Below are 19,170 nucleotides of genomic sequence, written 5' to 3'. Positions count from 1 at the left end.
GTGGCAGAGGACGGGGACGCGTGGCGAAATTCGCCCCAACCGCTGATTTATACGGATCCAAGAGGTTCGGTGAGGAGGCGGGATGAAGAAGCGGTGCCGCTTGGCCGCGGCACGCCATTTTCGGACCTAGGAGTCAAGGAATGAAACAAACTGCACTGACACGAGCGATTACTTCGGATAGCGAACGCAGCGTGGAGCAACACTTCGGCACCCACCACGCGACTTTCCGCCCCACACACGTCGGCACCGAAGTCGCCGCTTCTATGTTAATGGTCGAGCCGGCGACTCTGTTGAAGTCGCGCAGCATCTATGGCCACTATGCGGGCATCCGCCCCGTTCGCCTCCCAAACCGTAAGCTGGCTTGGCCGATCGCCGAAATCGATAGACTTTTCGCGGTGCCGGTCGATGGCCCCGAGGTGAAGGAGATCGCATGAGTACAACGTCCACGTGTAATGACGCTGCGCCCGAATTTGATAGCTTCATTGAGGCGTTTGGAGACATCTTCGGCGACATCTTCAATAAGCCGGGGACCCCTCGCGCAGAGGAGGATTCGCGCGCAGCGGGCGATTCTCAACAAGGCAAAGACGACCGTGTAAGTATCGATGACATCGTGCGGAAAATCGTCACCTCCTCAGTTCAAGACATGGTCGACGAAATCGTGGGACTGCTTCTCGATCAGCAGGAGTTGGCCGAGCTTCACAACGCCGAGCAGGTTCAGTTGCTGGCCGACATTAAGCGCGAAGTGTCCGTGCGCCGAATGAGCGCGGACGAGATGCATATGAGCCAGGTTTCCGGTCGCGATCGTCGCAAGTGGCTTGCGCGTAAGCGTCGCATCGGCGTGGCATCCTAGGAGGCGAATATGGCGAGAAACTCCAATCTCGAAATCGCGAAGCCGGACGTCGCCGGTGCGATGCTGGCCGTTCGTGGAAAGAAGTCGCGCGCACAGATCAAGGCGGAACGCTTTGGACCCTTTGTTGATGTGGTTGACATAGCTCTTGCGGAAAACTGGTCGTGGTCCGCGATCGTGACACTGATCCGTAAGCACGACGGTCCGTCGGTGACGAAAAAGGAAGCGGAGGAATTGTATGCGCTGCTGAAGATTCAGCGCATGCGCGGCGTGGCCGCAGACCCGGCCGTGAGGAACGTGGCCTCCGATAAACCCGCGAACACGTCGCATGCCGACGCGAAGGATACGGTGAGCACATGATGAATTACCCCGCCTACCCACCGGGCGGGGGCTTTATGCCCTCGCCCAATTTCGGCTTGCAGTCGCAGCCCGCGAACCACCTGCAGCCTGGTTATGTCGCACCTTCGTTGCAGCAAGCGATCAGCGCACTGACGCCCCGCATGTACCGTGCAGCACACGAATGTCGCGCCATTTACGGCGCTGGCTACGGCGCGGCTCTAGCCAATCTGCTCGGCAAGGTTTCGTTCGCGGTTTCGGGCAATTTCCGCATCCGCAGCCATAACGGAAAATCGACGTCGCTCAGCCTGCATATTCGGTTCGCTGGCGCCCGTCTGAGCGGAAAGACGGAAGCGCATGACCGGTTCATCGCTCCCATTCGCAAAGCGATGAAAGGCTGGAAGAAGCCCTGGTTGTTCAATAACGTGCGGCCACCGACGTTGCTGCGCAAGATTCGCGCAGGTGCGGTGTGGTCAATGCTCAGTATGTCGGAAGGGCGTGGCCATCTCGCGGACCCTCTCAGCCGTGCATTCGACGAATTGAACGAGCTGAACGACAGTAATATGCCGCCGTTCGATCGCGCGGATGATGACGATGAGGATCTTGTCGAGAACGCCCCGGACAGCGCGATTTTCGTCACGTGCGTGAACGTGCACGATGACAAGAATCGCGAGTGGCTCGACGAATACGGAAAAATCGCAATCGAATCGGGTTACGTGTTTCGCCTTCTGATGATGGAGAGCGACGAGCTTGCCATTGAGGGGGCCGGCGAGCAGCAACCGGAGTTCGCCCTGCTTGATTATGACGACCGCATTGCTGAACTCATCGCGAGCGGCCAGATCAAGCTTAGGGATACGCCGGCGAACCGTCTTCCGGAGATTAAGGTTGAGCCGGATGCCGAGGAGGTCCTGCGGCAAGCTCAGGAGCGCTTCAAGTTCATGGCGAGTGCAATGCTGTCGGCGCGTGACACGATCGTGTTTGCCGTGCGCCTGGCGGCGAACGCGCGCCGGATTGCGGGCTGCATGCACGTGTTCGAGGGGTATAAAGGTGCTGTGTCGCCCGATACGATGGCGCGTGCCGTGACGATCGCGGAGTTTTTTGGTGAACGCTGGCTCGCGGCGGTCTTTCCGCCTAAGCCGGTGCCGGAAGCTGAGCAGCGTGGGCTGCGCCTCTTGGATTACCTGTATAGCCACGCATGCCACGCAGGGATGCATGCACCAAGCTGCCGGGAATCTGATATCAAAGCGCTGGCGCCCAACTTTGGGTGGAGCAAGGCCGAAATGGCCAAGGCGATTACTCGGGTGTGTGGGCGGGGCTTCGCCCAAGTCGTGCCGCGCATCGAAAACGGCCGGCGAGTCCTCAAATTCGAGCTGCTCGTTTCTCCCTCGGGATTCATGTCGGGTCATCCGGGCTATCCGCCCCAAGATGAGCAGGACGCGGGTGTGCTGCTGCCGCTGGTACATGCGGAACTGCGTCGGCGCGGCGTGAACGGTATCCGCGAAACGGAAATCGTTACGCTGGCGAAGAACATGAAGTGGGTGCCGTCGCGCACGAAATCGGCGCTAAGAGTGTTGTACAACGCCGGCCATTTTCACCTCGTGCCGACGGCGATCAACGGTCGCGTGGTCGAAATGGTCGAGTTGCCTACTTACCCGCCGCAGCTCGTCTGATCACTTCGTCATGCCCCGTCCGCCGTCAGGTGGGCGGGGCCCTTTGTATGCTGCGCATTAACGACCCGCTGCGCTAGTACACAACACCTCTAAGAACCCGATGATGCCAACTACGCACTTCCAGAACCGTGCGGGGCTTTTTGCTCTCGGGCGCAATTTGACATTCCGCATTCACCAGGCTGGCCCTGGTTCTCCCTTGCTATGCGGCCTTGAGCGTCTCGAAATTCCGCTTCTGACTCAGCTTGATGACTTTGTTTGGCAGTCGGTTCAGACCCACATGCCGCCTTTTTATACCGTTCGCGCGAAACGTGCAGGGTGGGCGCAGGAAATCGATTCGTACGGCTCGCCCCGTAACGTACCTAGGCGCAGGGATGTTGTAGTGGCTGAACCGAACTCCCGGTTCCGAGCCGCCGGGAAGCTCGCCGATCATTACGGTCGCATCCGCCGAATCTCAGATGCGTTCGGCCCTAACACGCCCGCAGCAGGGCAATTGGCTTTAGCGCCGCACCTGGCGCTCCTAATGGACCTCTATTTCGAGCATTCGGTCAGCCTTTGCGACGGGCATGATGATGAAGTCGACGATGGTAGCCGGCGCATAGGCGCTCAGGTTTATAACGATTTCGTGGCCGATTTCCGCGCGGCCATGTTCGCCAAGAAACTGCTGCGGCGCGAACTGCATAACTGGGGATGGAGCAGCCAAGAAAATGTGGCGAACCTGCATATCTACCTCGATGACTTGTTCGCCAAACACGAGAGCTTGACCATACTTCATTTGCGCCTGTCGCATACCCGCGAGCAGGCGGACGCGTTGCCTGCGCCGATCGAAGACCAGCTTCGCGATCTCCAAGCACTTCGGATGGCCCGGACCACCTTTTTCGATCGCATGCGACGCAAGCCGGCATTGTTCACCGATCAGCCAAGGTATATATGGTCGATTTTGCCCTCGCTTGACGGCCGGTACGATTTGCACCTCACACTGCTATTCGACACCGCCGCTTTGCAGAAGGTACTCGACGATCGAAAGGTCGAAGCCGCGCAAGCCGACGTGTGCCTCAAGGACCATGCGGACCAGGTCGGCGCGTGCTGGGTGCAAGTGGCGACGGGCGGCCGGGGGAGCTACCTTCGCGGCGACAGCGATGCTTGGCTTTACGGCTCGCATTGGGTACATGGCGAGGTTTGCGATGACGACACCGAGAGACGTGAAAAGCTCAAGGAAACGCTCAGCTATCTGGCCATGAGGCGAGCTTTGTTGCGGCTGAAAAATGAGCCGCCGGGAGAGTATTTCGGCATGTCGCGGCGTAAGCCACGACGCTCAGGCGCGTCAGGCTATGGCGGCGCCCAGGTGGGGTAGGGTGCCCGGATGCATGGCGACTGCCTGCAAAAATCAGTATCCGAAACGCCTAACCCATTGAATATATTGGGCCGCTGATTTTGAGGGTTCAGAGGCTTGTCGGAGCCTAAGCGCCGTCTGGCGGTCCGCTGACGCGCCGGGCGGTGCAGCAGCTACCGTGAGCTTCCGGTGAACTTGCGCGCGAAATTTCGTTGCGGAGCTTGGCACTCTGGTAGCGCGTTCCCTTCAACTTCTGCAGAAAAATCTTGCGCATTTCTCGCAAAATTCTCGCGGCAATTGTCACAGCACTGCTGCAATCTGAGCACGGTCTTCGTACCGGTATTCGTCAGTGCAGAGGTGTGATCGTTACTTTTCCCGGTGCCTCGCGGAATGGCCGGCCGCCATTGTTCCGTTCTGTCTAGCGTTTCTGTGCCCTTGGCCACAGTGTCGATCGCTGTTTTGCAACGCACCCGACGAAAAATTACTGCGGGCGTATGTATGTATATGAGGAGCGGGGGTACTCGCTCGTTTCTCGATAGGTTTTCGATCGATTTCCGGATTGTTCTTATGCCTTGCATACGTCGTCACTTTTGCTTCCTATGGAATACGAAGTGTTGATCAAAGTTATTCATGGATTTCATGTACGAAAGCACGAGAGAAAGCGACGGCACGGGCATGTCGGAGAGGGTGATCCACATCCTCGTCGACATGCGTCAAGGGTTGGTCGAGAAACAAAAAAAAGAGGTCTCAGCGACATGTGAGATGACCTAGGTCAGATCACTCGACGTCACAGAGACCGAACATCATGAACCACGTCGCCGACAGTGCGACGACATAGCATTCCTCACCATGGAAAATAATGACGAGATCCTGCATGTGCGGGAGGTGTTCGATCGTCTGGACGATCGTATCAACATCGAAGAAGCCGAAATCGACGGTAAGAAGAAGGTCCTTCTTCATCACGGATACAAACATCTGTTCGAGATCGAGAAGTTCGTGAACACAATCGAGAAAGGATGGCTAGGGGGATTCGTGGACGAAACAAGCTTTTATGGAGGGCGAAGACGGTTACGTGTCCTTCACCTGGCAAACGAGTATTACCGCAGGCTGAACACATGGCTTGGGCGGTATTCCGACATTCCTCGTTACTCTGAAAGAGTCACGGCCTTCTACGATGTCTGCCGAGACCTGGGTTTCATCGGTCGACGATTCGAATTCGGCAAGCCAGATGAGTACGATTCCTTCGAGGGCGTGCGTTACGCGGACTCGTTCAACGAGCTGATCAAGCGGGTCTCCGAGCGCATCAAATCGCGTGACTTTAAGGAACGAGAGCGTTGGCGCAGGAAGAACGCGGAGCGTAACGAACAGAACGTGCTGGCGATGAACGACGAGATGTATGAGGCACGGTCACGCTGGACGATCTTGGTACTGACGTTGAACTACAAGCAGCAGTACTGGCGATCGATCACGCTTGAAGAGCTACAGGAGCATCGTGCCAGGTTCTTCGCCGCTCGAAGGTTCAACAAGCTGTTGGGCGGTATGGAAAACTACATCTGGACCATCGAGCAGGGCGAGAAGACGGGGTTCCACTTGCACCTGGTCTTGTATTGCTCGGCCAGGCATCAACGTGACGTATGGCTTGCTCAGCAGATTGGTGAGTACTGGGCCAACGTGGTGACGGGAGGAAAGGGTGCGTACTGGAACAGTAACGCTAGGAAGTCGTTTCATGCATCGCGTGGGCATGGTGTCGGGACGGGGCAGATTGACCGCAAAGATACGGCGAAGCGTGAGTCATTGAGGAAGAATCTGCTCTATTTGGCGAAGGCATCGCAGTACCTCATGATCAAAGGTGCAGAGCGCGTGCGCACGTTCGACATGGGTCGAGTGCCCGAAAGGTTGAAGGACGGACGCCCTCGCATTGATCGTAGCGAGCATGCAGAAATCGATGTGGAGATCGAGCAACGGATCGGCGACGTCAACGCGAATAGTTCCGATGACATTCCTTGGGACTATAGCGTCGTATAGGAGTGGATGGCTTGGCTCCTGTCGTGGTGCCTTGCGGAGGGTAGAACGCTCTGCGAGGCATTCGGGAGGGCGAGCATATCTCCCCATGCCCGAAAAGGGCATTGGCTTCGTCGGGTGATGACGTTGATTGGCGTACCGAGGCTGCGACCGACGTAATTTTCTACTGTGTGCCGTAATGCCATGAGCGCGACAGTGCTGCCGCGGCTCTGTGCGAAACGTTGAGGAGGATTACGGTGACGCCCAATGTAGAAGAAGTGACGTTTTTGCCGGAGGATGCTGCGTCCGGCGAAGTGCATGCCCAGTTCGATTTGGCGATAAGGTATAGCGCGGGAGATGGAGTGCCGAAGTCTTGGAGAAAGGCAGCAATGTGGTATCAGAAGGCCGCTGTGCAAGGCTATGCTTTGGCGCAGAGCAATTTGGGTATGTGCTACGCGCACGGACTCGGTGTGGCGCAGTCCTGGCCGATTGCATTGCACTGGTTTCAAGCGGCGGCTGACCAGGGATTGGCGACGGCTCAGCACAACCTGGCCACATGTTACGAAGCAGCATTTGGCGTCGAACGCTCAGACAAGGACGCTGCCGCGTGGTATCGCTTAGCTGCGCGGCAAGGACACAGCGGCGCGCAGTTCAAGCTCGGTTGCTTCTACGCGCAAGGCAAAGGCGTCCTTAAATCGACCGAGCAAGCGGCGCATTGGCTATTCGCAGCAGCTCGCCAAGGCGCTCCGGGAGCATTAGAAACGCTGCACATTGTCTTTCGCCAACATTAACCTTATTATTCTACGCGGTGATGCACCGATGCGCGACCATCACCGCCTTGCATAGCCCATCATTACGCAGGTTACTCCATGGAGGCCCGGGTGTGCAGCCAGCCCTACTTCTCCATGCGAAAAGCGCCGGTTAAAATACTTGCAGTAGCCACCCCGAAATTACCGCATTTGAAGCGATGGTCAGTCTTCACCAAACATGAACAACAATTCGTGTAACATTAAAGGGATCTTGTGCGGCAACATTTAATGCAAAGTTCGCGACCCGTGATTAATTCCATTCAGATGGCTTGTCGACATGAAGCAGGTCACTACTTGGTCGCAATGAAACTAGGATTTTCAGGAGTCGGGATTTCTATAGAAGTCGGGCTAGACGGGTCGCATCAGGGGGGCGCGGAAATATTGCCTGCCCGGCCGGTGGTGGGAGTGGAAGAAGTTAAAAAGTACCTTAAAGACCGAATTGCTGTGCTTTACGCTGGTGCGATCGCTCAGTGCACGACGCAAGGTTTCGTCGACAGTTCAGGTTTGGAAGAGAGTTTGAAGACCAATGCCGCCGGTGACCACGCCAAGATCCGTGAATTGCTTCCCTTGCTTCGAAACTTGATGCATCCGGGGTCAACGTGCACCAGCATTCAAAAACAAGAACTCACCGAGTTGGATACGGAATTGCGAACTCTTTCGTCGAACACGATCGACGAAGTCGAGGACGCATTGGATGAACTTCAAGCTGCTCTCGCTAGTCGCTTCACGCCCGGCGTCCAACAGGTGTCAATAACGCATGCAGACGTGCTTGCCTTGCCCGGCGTACAGCAGCTATTGTCGCGAGCCTGCTGAGCATACTCAAGTGTGAAGGGACTTCGATTCATCCGCGCGGGACTTTGGGCTTATGCTTATATCACACCGCCACATGTACTCTGACACCCTATGCACTTGGGACCCGGTGTACGATACCAGGGTGGCAGTGACTGGCCGCTTCTTTCCGGCACCAGGAAGGAGCGACTGGTGCTAATTCTGCTGCGAGGGGATGGCTCATTTTTTATCAGGGCTCGCGGCGTTTTCGAATGGATCTAGGAGCTTGATATGTCGGGAGCGGGTGGCGGCGGCGGATTCGGTGCACCAACAGGAACCTGCGAAACACTGGTAATCGATACCCAGTTGAGCTCGCCAAAACCGGACGTTGTGGCCACTATCGAGGTAGGCGAACTTCTTGGCGTGCGGATAGAGACCGCTGGCCCGACGATTACCGTAGTCGTCACCAAGGACGGGCAGATCGCCGGGGGGCTTGCTGTTCCGCTGCTCCAGCGTCTGCGTCAGTGTATTGAAGACGGCACCCAGTACACAGCCAGGGTCACCGCGAAGAAGGATGGGCTGGTGCGCGTTCGTGTATCTGCGATCCGGCTGTGAAAGAGCCTGCCATCCACGTTGTCGGCGGTGCTTATGAAGAGCAGTGCCTGAAGCCGCAATGGCACGAGGTGTTCGGATCGGCCGGTCGGGCGACCTCCGCAATCGCTGCATTTGGCGGCCCTGGGCTCGTTGCGCTCCATTGCTACACCAACGCCTGGACCGAAGAAATTCTCGCGGCGCGGTGCTCGTTCGAGGGCTCCACTCTTTGTTCGACACGCGTCGCGCAATTTTGTAGCTTTTCCTATTACCATGGATTGGCTACTCCCCGCATCGACGCGCCACTTATGAAGCACGCCCCCATAGTCATACATGCCGAAAGCATTGTGCGTTTTGGCATGCTCGAGGGTGATGCCATCGTTCATGCGAACCAAGCCGTTTACGATCCGCAGAGTGCAGCCGCACCGGTGGTTTTTCAGGCTAACGGCTCAACAGCCCGGCATCTTGCCGTTGTGCTCAACGACCGGGAAGCTGCTGCAATGACTGGGCTCACCGGTGCTGGGCCTGAGGAGCTTGCGCAAGCGGTGCGCACACTGAATGGTGCGAAAACCGTGGTCATCAAGCTCGGACCGCTTGGGGCTCTTGTGCTGGATGAGTCGGGAGTCGCGCGTATTCCCGCCTATATATCCGACAGTGTCTGGAAGATCGGCTCGGGAGACATCTTCGTCGCACACTTCAGCTTACGCTGGATGTACGAGGGGCGATCTCCTCAGGAAAGCGCCATGCTGGCGTCCCTCGCGACGTCCCAGTTCTGCGACAGCAGCGGCTTTCCCACCCCAGGCAATTACAACCGCTTGGCCGCTTCGCCTGTGGTGCCCACAGCGCGCTTCCTGACAAGCCACCGGCCCATGGTCTATCTTGCCGGACCATTTTTCACCCTTGCGCAGCTATGGCTCATCGAACAGGTGAGAGCGAACCTGCTGAGCTTTGGTCTTTCCGTTTTTTCTCCCTATCACGATGTCGGTCATGGCAGCGCGGACGACGTGGTTGAGCTGGATCTAAAGGGGATCCGAGACTGCGATATCCTCTTTGCCATCGGCGACGGACTTGACCCTGGTACTATTTACGAGATCGGCTATGCTAGAGCGCGCGACATTCCCGCCATCGTGTATTGTGAAAACGAGTCGCGCGAAAATCAGAAGATGATGGAGGGCTCCGGCTGCATTATGTGTGCTGACTACGTGACAGCCATCTATAAGACGCTTTGGGCTGCGATCTCGGTATGAAGAGAGCCCTGCTGCTATCCGGTGGAATGGATTCGCTGTGCATTGCATGGTGGAAGCGCCCCGATGTGGCGATCACGATCGACTATGGTCAGCTGCCAGCTGAGGCGGAGATTGTTGCGTCGATGGCCGTGTGCAGGGCTCTCCAGATCGACCATCACATCGTACGCGTCGACTGCAGGGCACTGGGTTCAGGAGATATGGCAGGCACCCGGGCCGATACAAATGCACCAGCAAGCGACTGGTGGCCTTATCGAAACCAACTGCTAGCTACGCTTGCTGCGATGAAAGCGATCAGCCTGGGCGTCACACATCTAATGCTGGGAACAGTGCGCTCAGACGGCAGCCATCGGGACGGTACGCCTGAATTTGTCGCGGCGCTGGACCTGCTACTCTCGATGCAAGAAGGCGGTATGCATGTAGAGTGTCCAGCTATCCATCTGAGTACAGCCGAGCTCGCGCGAGTTTCGGGGGTCCCATCGGAACTGCTCGCCTGGGCGCACAGCTGCCACAAGGCAAACGTGGCCTGCGGCGATTGCCGAGGCTGTAACAAGTACTTTCAGACGCTTCAGGAGTTGCAAGGTGACTTGGACGAGCCTGGGCAATCCGAGACTACGCGCTGAGCCTCGGCAGTACACGCCCGTCTCATGGGAGGAAGGCCCTCTTCTCGCATTCTCGACCGGCAGTGGATCGCCTGTACCGCGCCCTGACGGACAGCAGGATCAAGAGCATCGGCAGGCCGGGCTAGTCGACGAAAAGCCGCCCTTTGACACGCTCATCGGCACGCGCCGTACGCGTTACGGATTTCAGTCAGTCAGTCTTGGTGCTCTGGATGAGCTGTTTTCGCTGACCTGCCGGGTCGCGCTGTGTGGCCCGTCGACACTCGGCTTCGCGTTATCGCAACGGCCCGCCCCGTCGGCCGGTGCTATCCATCCCGTCCACGTGGTGGTCCATCTGCCCGGACACGCGCAACTGCACCGCTATGATCCATACGGACACGGCCTGCGCGCGCTCACCTGTTCAGTCGACCCGGAGCAACTGCGCAGAGCAATGAATGATGTCGTTGGCGCTCTCGGTGCGGTGTTGCTGATGTTCGTTGCGGAGCCAGCAAAGACGATGGCCAAATACGAAGCCGGAAGCAGTCTAGTGTGGCGCGATGCGGGCGTTCTTCAGGGCTACTTCTCCCTCGCAGCGGAGGCCCTTTCCCTGAACTTTGTTCCACTGGGGGTAACCGGCGACCCGTGGGCTGCGCGCCTAGTCGATCAGCCGGGATTGGTTGGGGTTGGCGCTGCGTTTGTTGGTGCGCGTGTGTAGCCGCACGCCCGATCGCTGCGTCTCTTCGCGCTTCATCAATTTGCGCGTAGCCGCGGGCGAAGACATCATCTCGAGCCACATGACTGCGTCAAGTTCTGACGCACGTACGCCAATGGCCTGACTGAATTGCAGGAACTGCGCTTCGAGCTCCAGATAGTCATGCTCAACCGTAAGCCCATGCCCGAAGAATCCGGCGATCGCGCCGGCACGGAGGATGTGAATGTCGAGGATGGCAACATCGTCTGCATCCAGCCAGTTACGCACAATCCATGATGCCGTCTTTGGGCCAATGCCTGGCAATGCGAGCAGCCAGTCGCGTAATTCCCGGGCCGAGCTGGTCGGTGCAACCCCGTTCGCAAGCCTGGCGAGCGCGCCAGCAAGATAGCGGGATTTTTGCCGGGCAAACCGGTACCGGCATGCCCGCCCGTCGATATCCATCGGCTTTGAGAGTTCGCTATTGAGTAATTCCTCGCTGGGTGTTCCGGTGAGGAGGCCCGCCGACTTGAGTCTGTAGAACGCGGCGACGCCGACGTTCGCTGGAATACCGTGGCCACCCAGCAGGCACGCTGCCACCTCTTCAGCGAATGTTTCGCCAAGCCGGTACCGCACGCTCTGGCCGCTCACGCGCCGGGCAAGCACTTGGTAGGCCCAGTAAGCAGGCGTCGGAAACGCTTCGACTGCTCCCCATGGCACACCCGGAAGTGCTTCATCGGATGCGGCGGGCAGCTCGAACTGCACGACGGTCCGATCGAGAAATACCGCGGCGTGTTGCGTCATAACGTGCAAGGCACAAAACCAAATTGATCGTTGAGCATGCGTAACAGATCGTTCCGTTCTATCGGATCCATCTGTTCGAACCGCGCCATTAGACGGGAGTGGCGTCGTTTGATAGTCTCGCGTTCGCGAAAGGTACGGCCAAGATACGTTGCATCATGAAGGTATGCTGGCGGCTCAAAATTCATCCACACACATTCCTCGCGCATCCCGGTGTGTGTCTTCGCAGAAAAGCTGACCTTGCGCCACGCTGGCAGCAGACGCGCGTAGAGCTCGCTGTCGTAGCCCGAAAGCAGGACCTTGCACGGCACCTGACCCAGCGTTTGCAGCAACCGCACATGGTCTTCAGTCGAATACTCATGGCGATACACCCTCGTCCGGCGTCGTGTTGACGCCACGTACGGCGGGTCCGAGTAGATCAGTTCGTCACCGCAGTAGTCATAGTCGGCCAGAAAACGCACGGCGTCCGAATGCACCAGGTCGCAATGTGGTACGGCTTGTTTACGCCAATCGTTGATCACCCGCGCATCGATGTCAATGCCAATTGATCGATCGGCAGGACGCTTGTGCCGCATCACCGCGCCACCGCCGAGATGTGACTCGATATAAACGCGGTGTGGCGGCATGAGATTGATCAGCCGCTGGTAGCATTTTCCTTTTCCGCCCGGGTATCGCATGCGCAATCATCGCCAAAAATGACGATGATGTCAATGAGCGAGCGCAACAGGCGACGACCTGAAAGGCCACGATAGGAATATCGAAACACGAAAATGTCGGGGCGTAGCTCGCACACCGCGCTTTTGCGCGCTCAGATCTTTTTCCGGCGTCGCATGAGGGGCGACCAATCGGATCCGTCGACCTTTCCCGGCATCCAGACTGCGGTGAGTGACTGGGTCGGCACGTTGACGAGGGTTGCCAGCAGCATGGCGCGGTTGCCATAACCGAGCTCGCGGTCGCTGGCCGTCTTGGCATCCAGCGGTTTGGTTCGCACCTGCGAGGCCACCAGCTCTCGCCCAATCTCGCGGCAGCGCTTGAGGAATCCGTCAACCTTAGCTGGGTCGTGCTTTGCTTTCAGCAGACATTCTTTCGCGAAAGGTAGATCGCTCTCTGTCAGATAGCAGTGCACTTGAGCGTCGACCCCGAGCTCTTTTGTGATCTTGCGTACGGCGTCGATCCCGTTGTTCCAGCCGGCAACGAAGACGAACGCAATCTTGGTGCGACGAAGAAGTTCGATCGTTTGCGGCGCAAGTGCCTCGCGCTTCTCATGGAGCTCCTGCTTGCGTAGATCTTCCCGGCCAAACCAGGCAGCAAGGACATCCGTCGCCTGATTGCCGGATGCGATGAAGTTGTCGAGGAATATCAGCGGCCGGCTCGTGTCGAGAGCGGCGTACTCCTCGATTGTGTGGACGCCGTCGATGAAAGGTCGTCCCACGTCTGGCGCGAAATACGCATCCATTACGCTGCTGTCTTTCATGCTACCAAACGGGATGACGCAAGCGCCCTCGAACTCAGTTGAAATACTGATGAAACTGCGCACCGCTGCAACGGTGTCGTCCCGCGTGAGGAGCTTGAAGCTGCGAAGCACAGTCAACGCGCAGTCGACGTGGTCCGATGTTTCGAACTGCCGCAACCACGCGCTCGTTCTTCTGTTTTTCGGAATCTGTCCGGAAGCCTGATCTTGCGACGGATCGGCTTCGGGCTCCTGGAAGCTCTGACGCAGTTCGTCAAATTTGACGATTGTCCTGCTCGCGTCGAGCCTATCCATGCGCTCCGGCTTTGGATGGATGTCGTAGGGCGTCCCCTTCCAGTAGTCCAGGGGCTGTAGCGCTCGTTTAAGGTCACGCACCACCTTCCCTTCGCGCTTGCTCGCCTCGATAAACAGACCCGGCAGCTTTGCATCCAGTTCGACGCGAACGAGCTTTTCGGCTGCGACATAGACCATGTCGGCTATCTTCGGCGGACAGAAAATATACGCTCGTGGCTGCTCCGACATGTACTGCTCTGCCCAATTGCCGCGGGTTGCCATGCTTTGCGAAAGCGGTACAGGTTCACCCGATTTCTGAATGAGAAAGGCGCGTCCTGTTTGGGTTTCACCCGCGATCTGGCCGGGTACGTGAATCATCACCATCGAGTCAAACGCGGCATCCGTGAACGCACTCTTGTTTCCGAGCAGCACGGTCATGGTGCGGACTTCGTCGCGTAAACGCTGCGCGAAGTGCTCGCGTTTCTCGGGGTGCATGAGCAGTTCCAGGAATTGGTCAAGGTTTCTCGCTCTCGGATCCTCGTCGTCTCTTGCGAGATAGGAGCCCGGATACTGGAATGCTTGTACCCAGAGCGACCGCTCACGGATGGCACGCAAGATGGCTTCTGCACGCCGGAGCTGCTCCTCTTGATCACTTCTCAGCTGGATGGCGCCGAGGCCTAGCGCCTCGGCAAGCGCAGCACGGCTGAAACTAACGATCGCATCATCAGCCTCCGAATACAGAAACATTAGCAGTTGACGCGGGGTTACCAGTTTCGAGGCAGCCTCGATGAAGCTTCGCACCATCTGTTCAATCGCAACGACCTTGGGGTGACGATAGATCTTCGTATAGGCCAGAACCTGGGCAAGCTGCAACTCATCGAGTACCGAAGCGCCAGACCGTTTGACACCAAAAAGCCATGTGTCCTCCCCCGGGGAAACAGAGATCTGCCCGGCAATATCCTGAGGCAGCTCGTCCGCGCGCATGCAGCGCACCGATAGCTTCTGAATCAGTCGTGGAATGTCCAGCAGCGAAGGTGTCCCGGCGAATCGGGCGTCGCGAACCAACTGGTCGAGCCGCTCCGCGCTATAAGGCCCCGAGACGAGCTCGTGCAGAAGTGGTAGGTGATCGTCAATCTTGCGGCCAATAAAGGTGCGGGCGATTCTCTTGAGTACCTCACTGGCATTGGCCGCGTCATCATCATCGCGATTAAAGCGCACTTCAGGCGCGAAACGGCGCAGGAGTGTACCGAAAAGGCTTCGCATCGCCGACGATCGCACGATGTGATAGGCGAAGATTTCCGAAAATTGTCGGTCTTCTCCGTGTTCATCGTCGAGCAACTCTTTTGTGAAATCGCTCGAGAGCGTCGTAAAGCCGGCAAGATTCTCAAGCGCGCCTTCCGATGCCTGGGAGAATGCAACCTGTCCAACGTCTCGCAGAAGTGCACAGAGGCGCAGTAGTTGCGCTGATCGACCGTCGATGAGCGGAGATACTTGCGTCCCCTCGGTCTGCTGCAGCTTCCATGCCGTATTAAGTGCAGTAATGAGCTGCTGTACCTGAAACAGCATCCCGAGGCCGTGTTCAAAACGGGTGTGGACAGCGCCCGGGTAGACCCAGTGCACCACCCCAAGCTGCCGGATCGATCGCAGTCGCTGAAGGAGCGGCGAATCGAGTACGGCTACCTCAATGGGCGTGAGGACGATCGTGCCCCACAGCGAATCGTTCACTTCCTTGCGACTGAACTGTCGTTCCTCTACTACCGCCAGGTAGGGCTCCAGATATCGCGAGGCAAGTGCTTCCGCGATCTTTCCGATTTCATCGGGACTGATTTCAGCGCTCACCGAGCTGTTGCAACGTCAGAGGGTAGTTTGAAATTGTCCCGGATCAGATCATCAAGGGTGGCCCGATTCAGGGGGGAGTTCTCCAGGTAGGCATGGGCTCGTTTATCACTCATCGTGAGCTCATAACCTGGCGCTGGGCCGGGGGTCGCGGTGACCAGCCCGTTTTCCCTCGCCGCCAAAAGCGCGTTGCGCAGCCTCGTGGAATTACCATGGAGGGGATTGCGGTAGAACGTAAAATTCGGCCTGACACCCAGCTCCTTTTCGCGCGCCACCAGCAGCTCATAAATACGCTCGAAGCGCTGATCGAGAGAGCCGTCCTCCATCACCTTTGTGACGCCATGGACTTTCAGCAGTGCCAGGATGCCGATGAGAAGCTGGTCAGCAGTCAGGATATTTGGCATGTATGAGGCGGTCTGTCGATATGGCCGTCGGCGAGCACTGAAGCACTATCTGAAAACGAAGGTAAGTCTGCTCGATTATACCTTCTACGCGCGTCGACGCCAGAACGAGGAAGGCATCATTGGGGGGATTTGCCGTTTCGGGCCGCCTTCCCGACCCCGCTGAAATGCAGGCGGAAGCCCCGCTCCGGGGAGTCCTGAAGCTATTGACGACAAAAAAAGAAGGGGGCGCCCTTCGCAACTTCCCGCAGAGGTTCAACGGGCGGATGTGTTTGGGGTGCGCGCGCCTCCCCGATCTTCTTGCCACACGTTGCTCATTTTTGCCATGGTAATGGTCCCGCCGGAGGCCGGGGCGTCTTCACCGTCGAACGCTACGTCGCCTTGGAAAATTTGTTCGGTAGAGCACGTTGCGCCCCTGCATTCCTGCTCACACATCCTACCCTCAACGATACAGGTTGGCATTCCCCGTGCAACCAGAAACAGACGTCTGCCAAGGTCGGGATGCATAGGCAAGTCGCTTTCAACAATAGGTTGGGAAGCCGGTTTGCAGGGAGGCGTCATGCTGAACGTGGATACGTGGTCACGAAGCCGATTCCAGAAATGCAACGTGTGGGCAGCAATTGCGCTATTTTGTTTGGGAATGGCGTTGAGCGAAGCCGCGTTCGCCCTGCATGTGCATCTACGTGTTCGGCTTCCGCTTCATCCGCCGGTTAGAATTCCGGACCCGAAAAGCATCGTTCATGCGATCGTTAAAGAGGATCACGCTATAGATCAAACCCTGAAGGGTGTAGTTACTGTTCCCGACGAGACAGTCGTGACCACGGGCAAACGCGTCGCGGTTGTCGGCAAGGACGTGGTTGTGGACGGGGTCAAGGTGACCTCGGTCGCGGGAAAAGATGTGGCAAAGGTCGCGGTCGCGGTTGCACGCAAATCATTGTTGGGGCTCGATATTGAGGGTAAAACGCTGACTGCGGCGGCCGAATCTGCGAGATCTTCCGCTTCTCAGACGCTGTTGGATGTTCGTAACGGAAATTTTGGACAGGCGATAAAGGACGCAGAAAATACCGTTGTCAGCGCCTGTGCAGTCGCATCTCCCGATGACGTTCAGGATTCCAGTCAATTGATTGCGGACGCCCGTGAAGCGTTGGGTGATTCGCTGTCCGCAGTACAGAGCTTTCGGGGCGGCCGGCTAGAGGCGGCGGCGCTCGCAATGGCAGATGGACTGAAGCACTCAGGTAACCTCATTTCGGCGGTGCCCGGAGAGGAGTACGTGGGCACGGCAGTCTCACGGGCGGGTGATGCTCTGCGGCTTCAGGCTCCCTACGCGAAGGAAATTGTCGCCGATGCCAAAGCCCGGAATGTGAGGGCTATTGTCGATGACACAGCTGCTGAGTATGTCGAGCCGGCTAAAGCTGCGATAACACTCGCGCGAGATTCAACTGCCAGCGCAGCAATGGGGCGCTTTGGGGAGGCGGCTCTGCAGGCCGTGGCCGCTGTCTCCCTTGTCGCGGGACAGGGAAGCACGGGTGGCACCTCGACGATCGATGACGCGATTACGGAGGCTCAGTCAGCCCTTGCCTCACTCAAGTCAGGTGACCTTGTGATGGCGAGCCAGCATGCTGCCGACGCACTTAGTGCGGCAGGCAATGGGTTGGACGGTTCAGACGATGGTGAAAGCCAATCTCTTCTAGCGGCCGCTGGCGTGATCAAACAGTCGACGGTTACCGTGAAGCAGGACACCGTGGAACTCAGTACAAGATGATGTGGGGAGCACGCGCCTGTCGGCTCATGACCTATGCTGGCCACCCGGTGCGCCTACAGAAAGACATAACGAAAATGACCGTTCGCCAGCTTTGGGTGCCGATAGTTGGTTTCCAATCCATTTCATTGGCCAGTTCGTGGCGCCGTCGATTCCAACGCAGTTCCATACAGGTGCACCGTTGGCATCCCTGCCGACAAATCGAGCCGGCTGGAGTCCATCTTCCCAGGCGTTATATGCCGTAGGCGCCGGCTCGGGAACAACCCAATAGTACTTACCGACGACAAGGCGGTTTCTAGCAACCATATGCCCTCCAGATCGAATTTGTGCACGCGAAGGATAGGCGCAGTTTGCAGACCACGGGGGAGTTCCGCTATGACAACGCGTATCGATCGCCCAGTATCTGGTGCGTCGAGCAATTTCCACGTCGATCGACTTACGCTGGGGCTTGTCGGCCTGCGCCAAAGCGCAAGGGATGAAGGCTCGGACTGGCAACGCCATTACGCTGCTTGGGACACAAAGCTTGGGACACAAAAAAAGAGGAGTCGCGAGAAACGCGACTCCGCGCAGAGGTTGAACGTGCGAGCATGCTTCTGCCGCACGTCTCATCAACGATCGGCCTGCCAGCCGTTGTCCGTCTTAACCATGGCGATGGTCCCGCTGTAGTCGACGGTGTTCTTGCCGTCGAACGCCACGTCATCCGTTTTGCTGACGAGATCGCCCAGAACTGACGAAGAGAAGTTCGGACATGCATGGCCGAGTTCCTGAACGAATGTTGCTGGCCCATAGGTCGTCGTCAACTGCCGATACAGCGTTTGTTGTTTCTGATCGAGATCCTTCCACGTCGCGTCATTGTTGGCATCGCTGCCGCGCCCCTGGTTCATGAAGCTTACGCGGATCTGTTCCTCCTCCTTAATGAGCTTGTTGCGCTCCTTCATGCGGTCAAGATGCGTCTCGAGTTTGTCTCGCTGATCGCTGTCGGCTTCTAGCGTCAGTTTGTATTTGATCTGCACTTCATAGTGGTTTTCGTCGTCGCCTTGCTGGCCGTTCACCTTTTCGAAGTCCGACATTGACACGTACTTGCAGTCTCCAAGACTCGCCTTTACGGCTTGCTTTGCATCGGATTCGCTCGGGGTGGAGTGACCGCAAGCGGCCAACGCAATGATGATGGACGAGCACAGCGTAAGCCGCGTGGCTCGCGTCACGAGGTAGTTCATGTTGATTTCCTGAATTGATGCCGTGAGGCGTGGGGAAGAGACGTATGCGGAGGCCGAGTTACGACCCCCGCGTGCTAATTAGTGCTGGAACTGCCAGGTGTTGGTGTAATACCCGGCAGCGGTTTGCCATCCAAGCTGAACGTAAGCAGTCGAATCGGGATTCGTACCACGGGAGATTTCGTCGACAATGCCCGACAGCGTTTCCGTGTAGTTCGTCCCGCTTACGGACGGCGCGGCTGTGCTGACAGCCGAATTGGGTTGAGCGCGATAGCTCTCGACACCGCTCGCGAACTGTTCCGCAGACAACGTACGAAGTGCGAGCGACGGATTCGGGTAGCTGGCGGCTTGCGGCACCGTCCAATCAACCTTCGCCGTTACGAGACTCGTCACCGCAGTGTCCAGCCCACCCGACGTCAGAAAATCCGCAATGATGTCGCTGCCAAGCGTCTGCCATGGAACGTTTGTGCCGGATGCCGCGGCTGCGATCGGCGCGGTGTTCAGTACGGTCAACGGCGCGCCGAATTGGGTG

Annotated in this window: 18 protein-coding genes and 1 pseudogene; 13 read left to right on the top strand and 6 right to left on the bottom strand. The window is 57.7% G+C overall.

Translation table 11 applies throughout. The features are described 5' to 3' along the window. The first annotated feature begins 140 nt into the window (after positions 1-140). The 12 genes from DWV00_RS33665 to DWV00_RS33660 all read left to right on the top strand — a co-directional run bounded on the left by DWV00_RS33665 (position 141) and on the right by DWV00_RS33660 (position 10,910). On the top strand, positions 141-434 hold the full coding sequence (locus tag DWV00_RS33665) for a hypothetical protein (protein WP_147297893.1): 294 nt from the start codon (positions 141-143) through the stop codon (positions 432-434). After that, the gene (locus tag DWV00_RS13310) at positions 431-850 is read left to right on the top strand and encodes a hypothetical protein (RefSeq protein ID WP_115534054.1); all 420 of its coding nucleotides are present in this window, start codon (positions 431-433) and stop codon (positions 848-850) included. The genes DWV00_RS33665 and DWV00_RS13310 overlap by 4 nt, the downstream gene beginning before the upstream one ends. Positions 851-859: 9 nt before the next feature. Further along, entirely contained in the window at positions 860-1,207 is a 348-nt protein-coding gene (locus DWV00_RS13305) for a hypothetical protein (protein WP_115534053.1), read from the top strand. Next, complete coding sequence (locus tag DWV00_RS13300) at positions 1,204-2,853, top strand: DUF3987 domain-containing protein (protein WP_115534052.1); 1,650 nt, start codon at positions 1,204-1,206, stop codon at positions 2,851-2,853. The genes DWV00_RS13305 and DWV00_RS13300 overlap by 4 nt, the downstream gene beginning before the upstream one ends. Before the next feature lie 379 nt (positions 2,854-3,232). Next, entirely contained in the window at positions 3,233-4,204 is a 972-nt protein-coding gene (locus tag DWV00_RS13295; protein ID WP_147297892.1) for a hypothetical protein, read from the top strand. An 828-nt stretch (positions 4,205-5,032) separates the two neighbouring features. Next, positions 5,033-6,208: an inovirus-type Gp2 protein gene (locus DWV00_RS13290; RefSeq protein WP_115534050.1), complete on the top strand. Its 1,176-nt coding sequence runs from the start codon at positions 5,033-5,035 to the stop codon at positions 6,206-6,208. Positions 6,209-6,441: 233 nt separating this feature from the next. Next, positions 6,442-6,975, top strand: coding sequence for a tetratricopeptide repeat protein (locus tag DWV00_RS13285; RefSeq protein ID WP_147297891.1), 534 nt, complete (start codon positions 6,442-6,444; stop codon positions 6,973-6,975). Between the two features lie 321 nt (positions 6,976-7,296). Beyond that, positions 7,297-7,806, top strand: coding sequence for a hypothetical protein (locus DWV00_RS13280; RefSeq protein WP_115534048.1), 510 nt, complete (start codon positions 7,297-7,299; stop codon positions 7,804-7,806). A 246-nt stretch (positions 7,807-8,052) separates the two neighbouring features. Then, positions 8,053-8,376 carry a hypothetical protein gene (locus DWV00_RS13275; protein ID WP_115534047.1) on the top strand — a complete coding sequence of 108 codons (324 nt, stop codon included), beginning with the start codon at positions 8,053-8,055 and terminating at the stop codon, positions 8,374-8,376. After that, a complete protein-coding gene (locus DWV00_RS13270) occupies positions 8,373-9,599 on the top strand; it encodes a PfkB family carbohydrate kinase (RefSeq protein ID WP_220274692.1) in 1,227 nt (408 codons plus the stop codon). Before DWV00_RS13275 ends, DWV00_RS13270 begins: the two co-directional genes overlap by 4 nt. Continuing rightward, positions 9,596-10,219, top strand: a complete 624-nt coding sequence (locus DWV00_RS13265) for a 7-cyano-7-deazaguanine synthase (RefSeq protein ID WP_115534045.1) — start codon at positions 9,596-9,598, stop codon at positions 10,217-10,219. The genes DWV00_RS13270 and DWV00_RS13265 overlap by 4 nt, the downstream gene beginning before the upstream one ends. Then, positions 10,179-10,910 carry a nitroreductase family protein gene (locus DWV00_RS33660; protein WP_147297890.1) on the top strand — a complete coding sequence of 244 codons (732 nt, stop codon included), beginning with the start codon at positions 10,179-10,181 and terminating at the stop codon, positions 10,908-10,910. The genes DWV00_RS13265 and DWV00_RS33660 overlap by 41 nt, the downstream gene beginning before the upstream one ends. Here the strand turns inward: DWV00_RS33660 and DWV00_RS13260 are convergent. The 4 genes from DWV00_RS13260 to DWV00_RS13245 form a co-directional block, all read right to left on the bottom strand. Continuing rightward, positions 10,851-11,687 (bottom strand): 8-oxoguanine DNA glycosylase, encoded by an 837-nt coding sequence (locus DWV00_RS13260; RefSeq protein WP_115534044.1) that lies wholly within the window; start codon positions 11,685-11,687, stop codon positions 10,851-10,853. The genes DWV00_RS33660 and DWV00_RS13260 overlap by 60 nt on opposite strands. Then, on the bottom strand, positions 11,684-12,361 hold the full coding sequence (locus tag DWV00_RS13255) for a DNA adenine methylase (protein WP_115534043.1): 678 nt from the start codon (positions 12,359-12,361) through the stop codon (positions 11,684-11,686). Before DWV00_RS13255 ends, DWV00_RS13260 begins: the two co-directional genes overlap by 4 nt. Before the next feature lie 131 nt (positions 12,362-12,492). Next, entirely contained in the window at positions 12,493-15,267 is a 2,775-nt protein-coding gene (locus DWV00_RS13250) for a phosphoribosyltransferase-like protein (protein ID WP_115534042.1), read from the bottom strand. Then, positions 15,264-15,668 (bottom strand): hypothetical protein, encoded by a 405-nt coding sequence (locus DWV00_RS13245; protein WP_115534041.1) that lies wholly within the window; start codon positions 15,666-15,668, stop codon positions 15,264-15,266. Before DWV00_RS13245 ends, DWV00_RS13250 begins: the two co-directional genes overlap by 4 nt. 556 nt (positions 15,669-16,224) lie before the next feature. Between DWV00_RS13245 and DWV00_RS13240 the strand changes: the two genes are divergently transcribed. Beyond that, positions 16,225-17,427, top strand: coding sequence for a hypothetical protein (locus DWV00_RS13240; RefSeq protein WP_147297889.1), 1,203 nt, complete (start codon positions 16,225-16,227; stop codon positions 17,425-17,427). Positions 17,428-18,032: 605 nt separating this feature from the next. Here the strand turns inward: DWV00_RS13240 and DWV00_RS13235 are convergent. Together DWV00_RS13235 and DWV00_RS13230 are read right to left on the bottom strand one after the other, a co-directional pair. Further along, entirely contained in the window at positions 18,033-18,641 is a 609-nt protein-coding gene (locus DWV00_RS13235) for a hypothetical protein (RefSeq protein ID WP_115534039.1), read from the bottom strand. A gap of 78 nt (positions 18,642-18,719) precedes the next feature. Beyond that, a pseudogene (locus tag DWV00_RS13230) lies at positions 18,720-19,170 on the bottom strand (cell wall anchor protein); the annotation flags it as partial.

It is taken from the genome of Trinickia dinghuensis, from assembly GCF_003367175.1.
In the GTDB taxonomy this organism is placed as follows: domain Bacteria; phylum Pseudomonadota; class Gammaproteobacteria; order Burkholderiales; family Burkholderiaceae; genus Trinickia; species Trinickia dinghuensis.
This window is presented reverse-complemented; position numbering and strand designations above follow the sequence as displayed.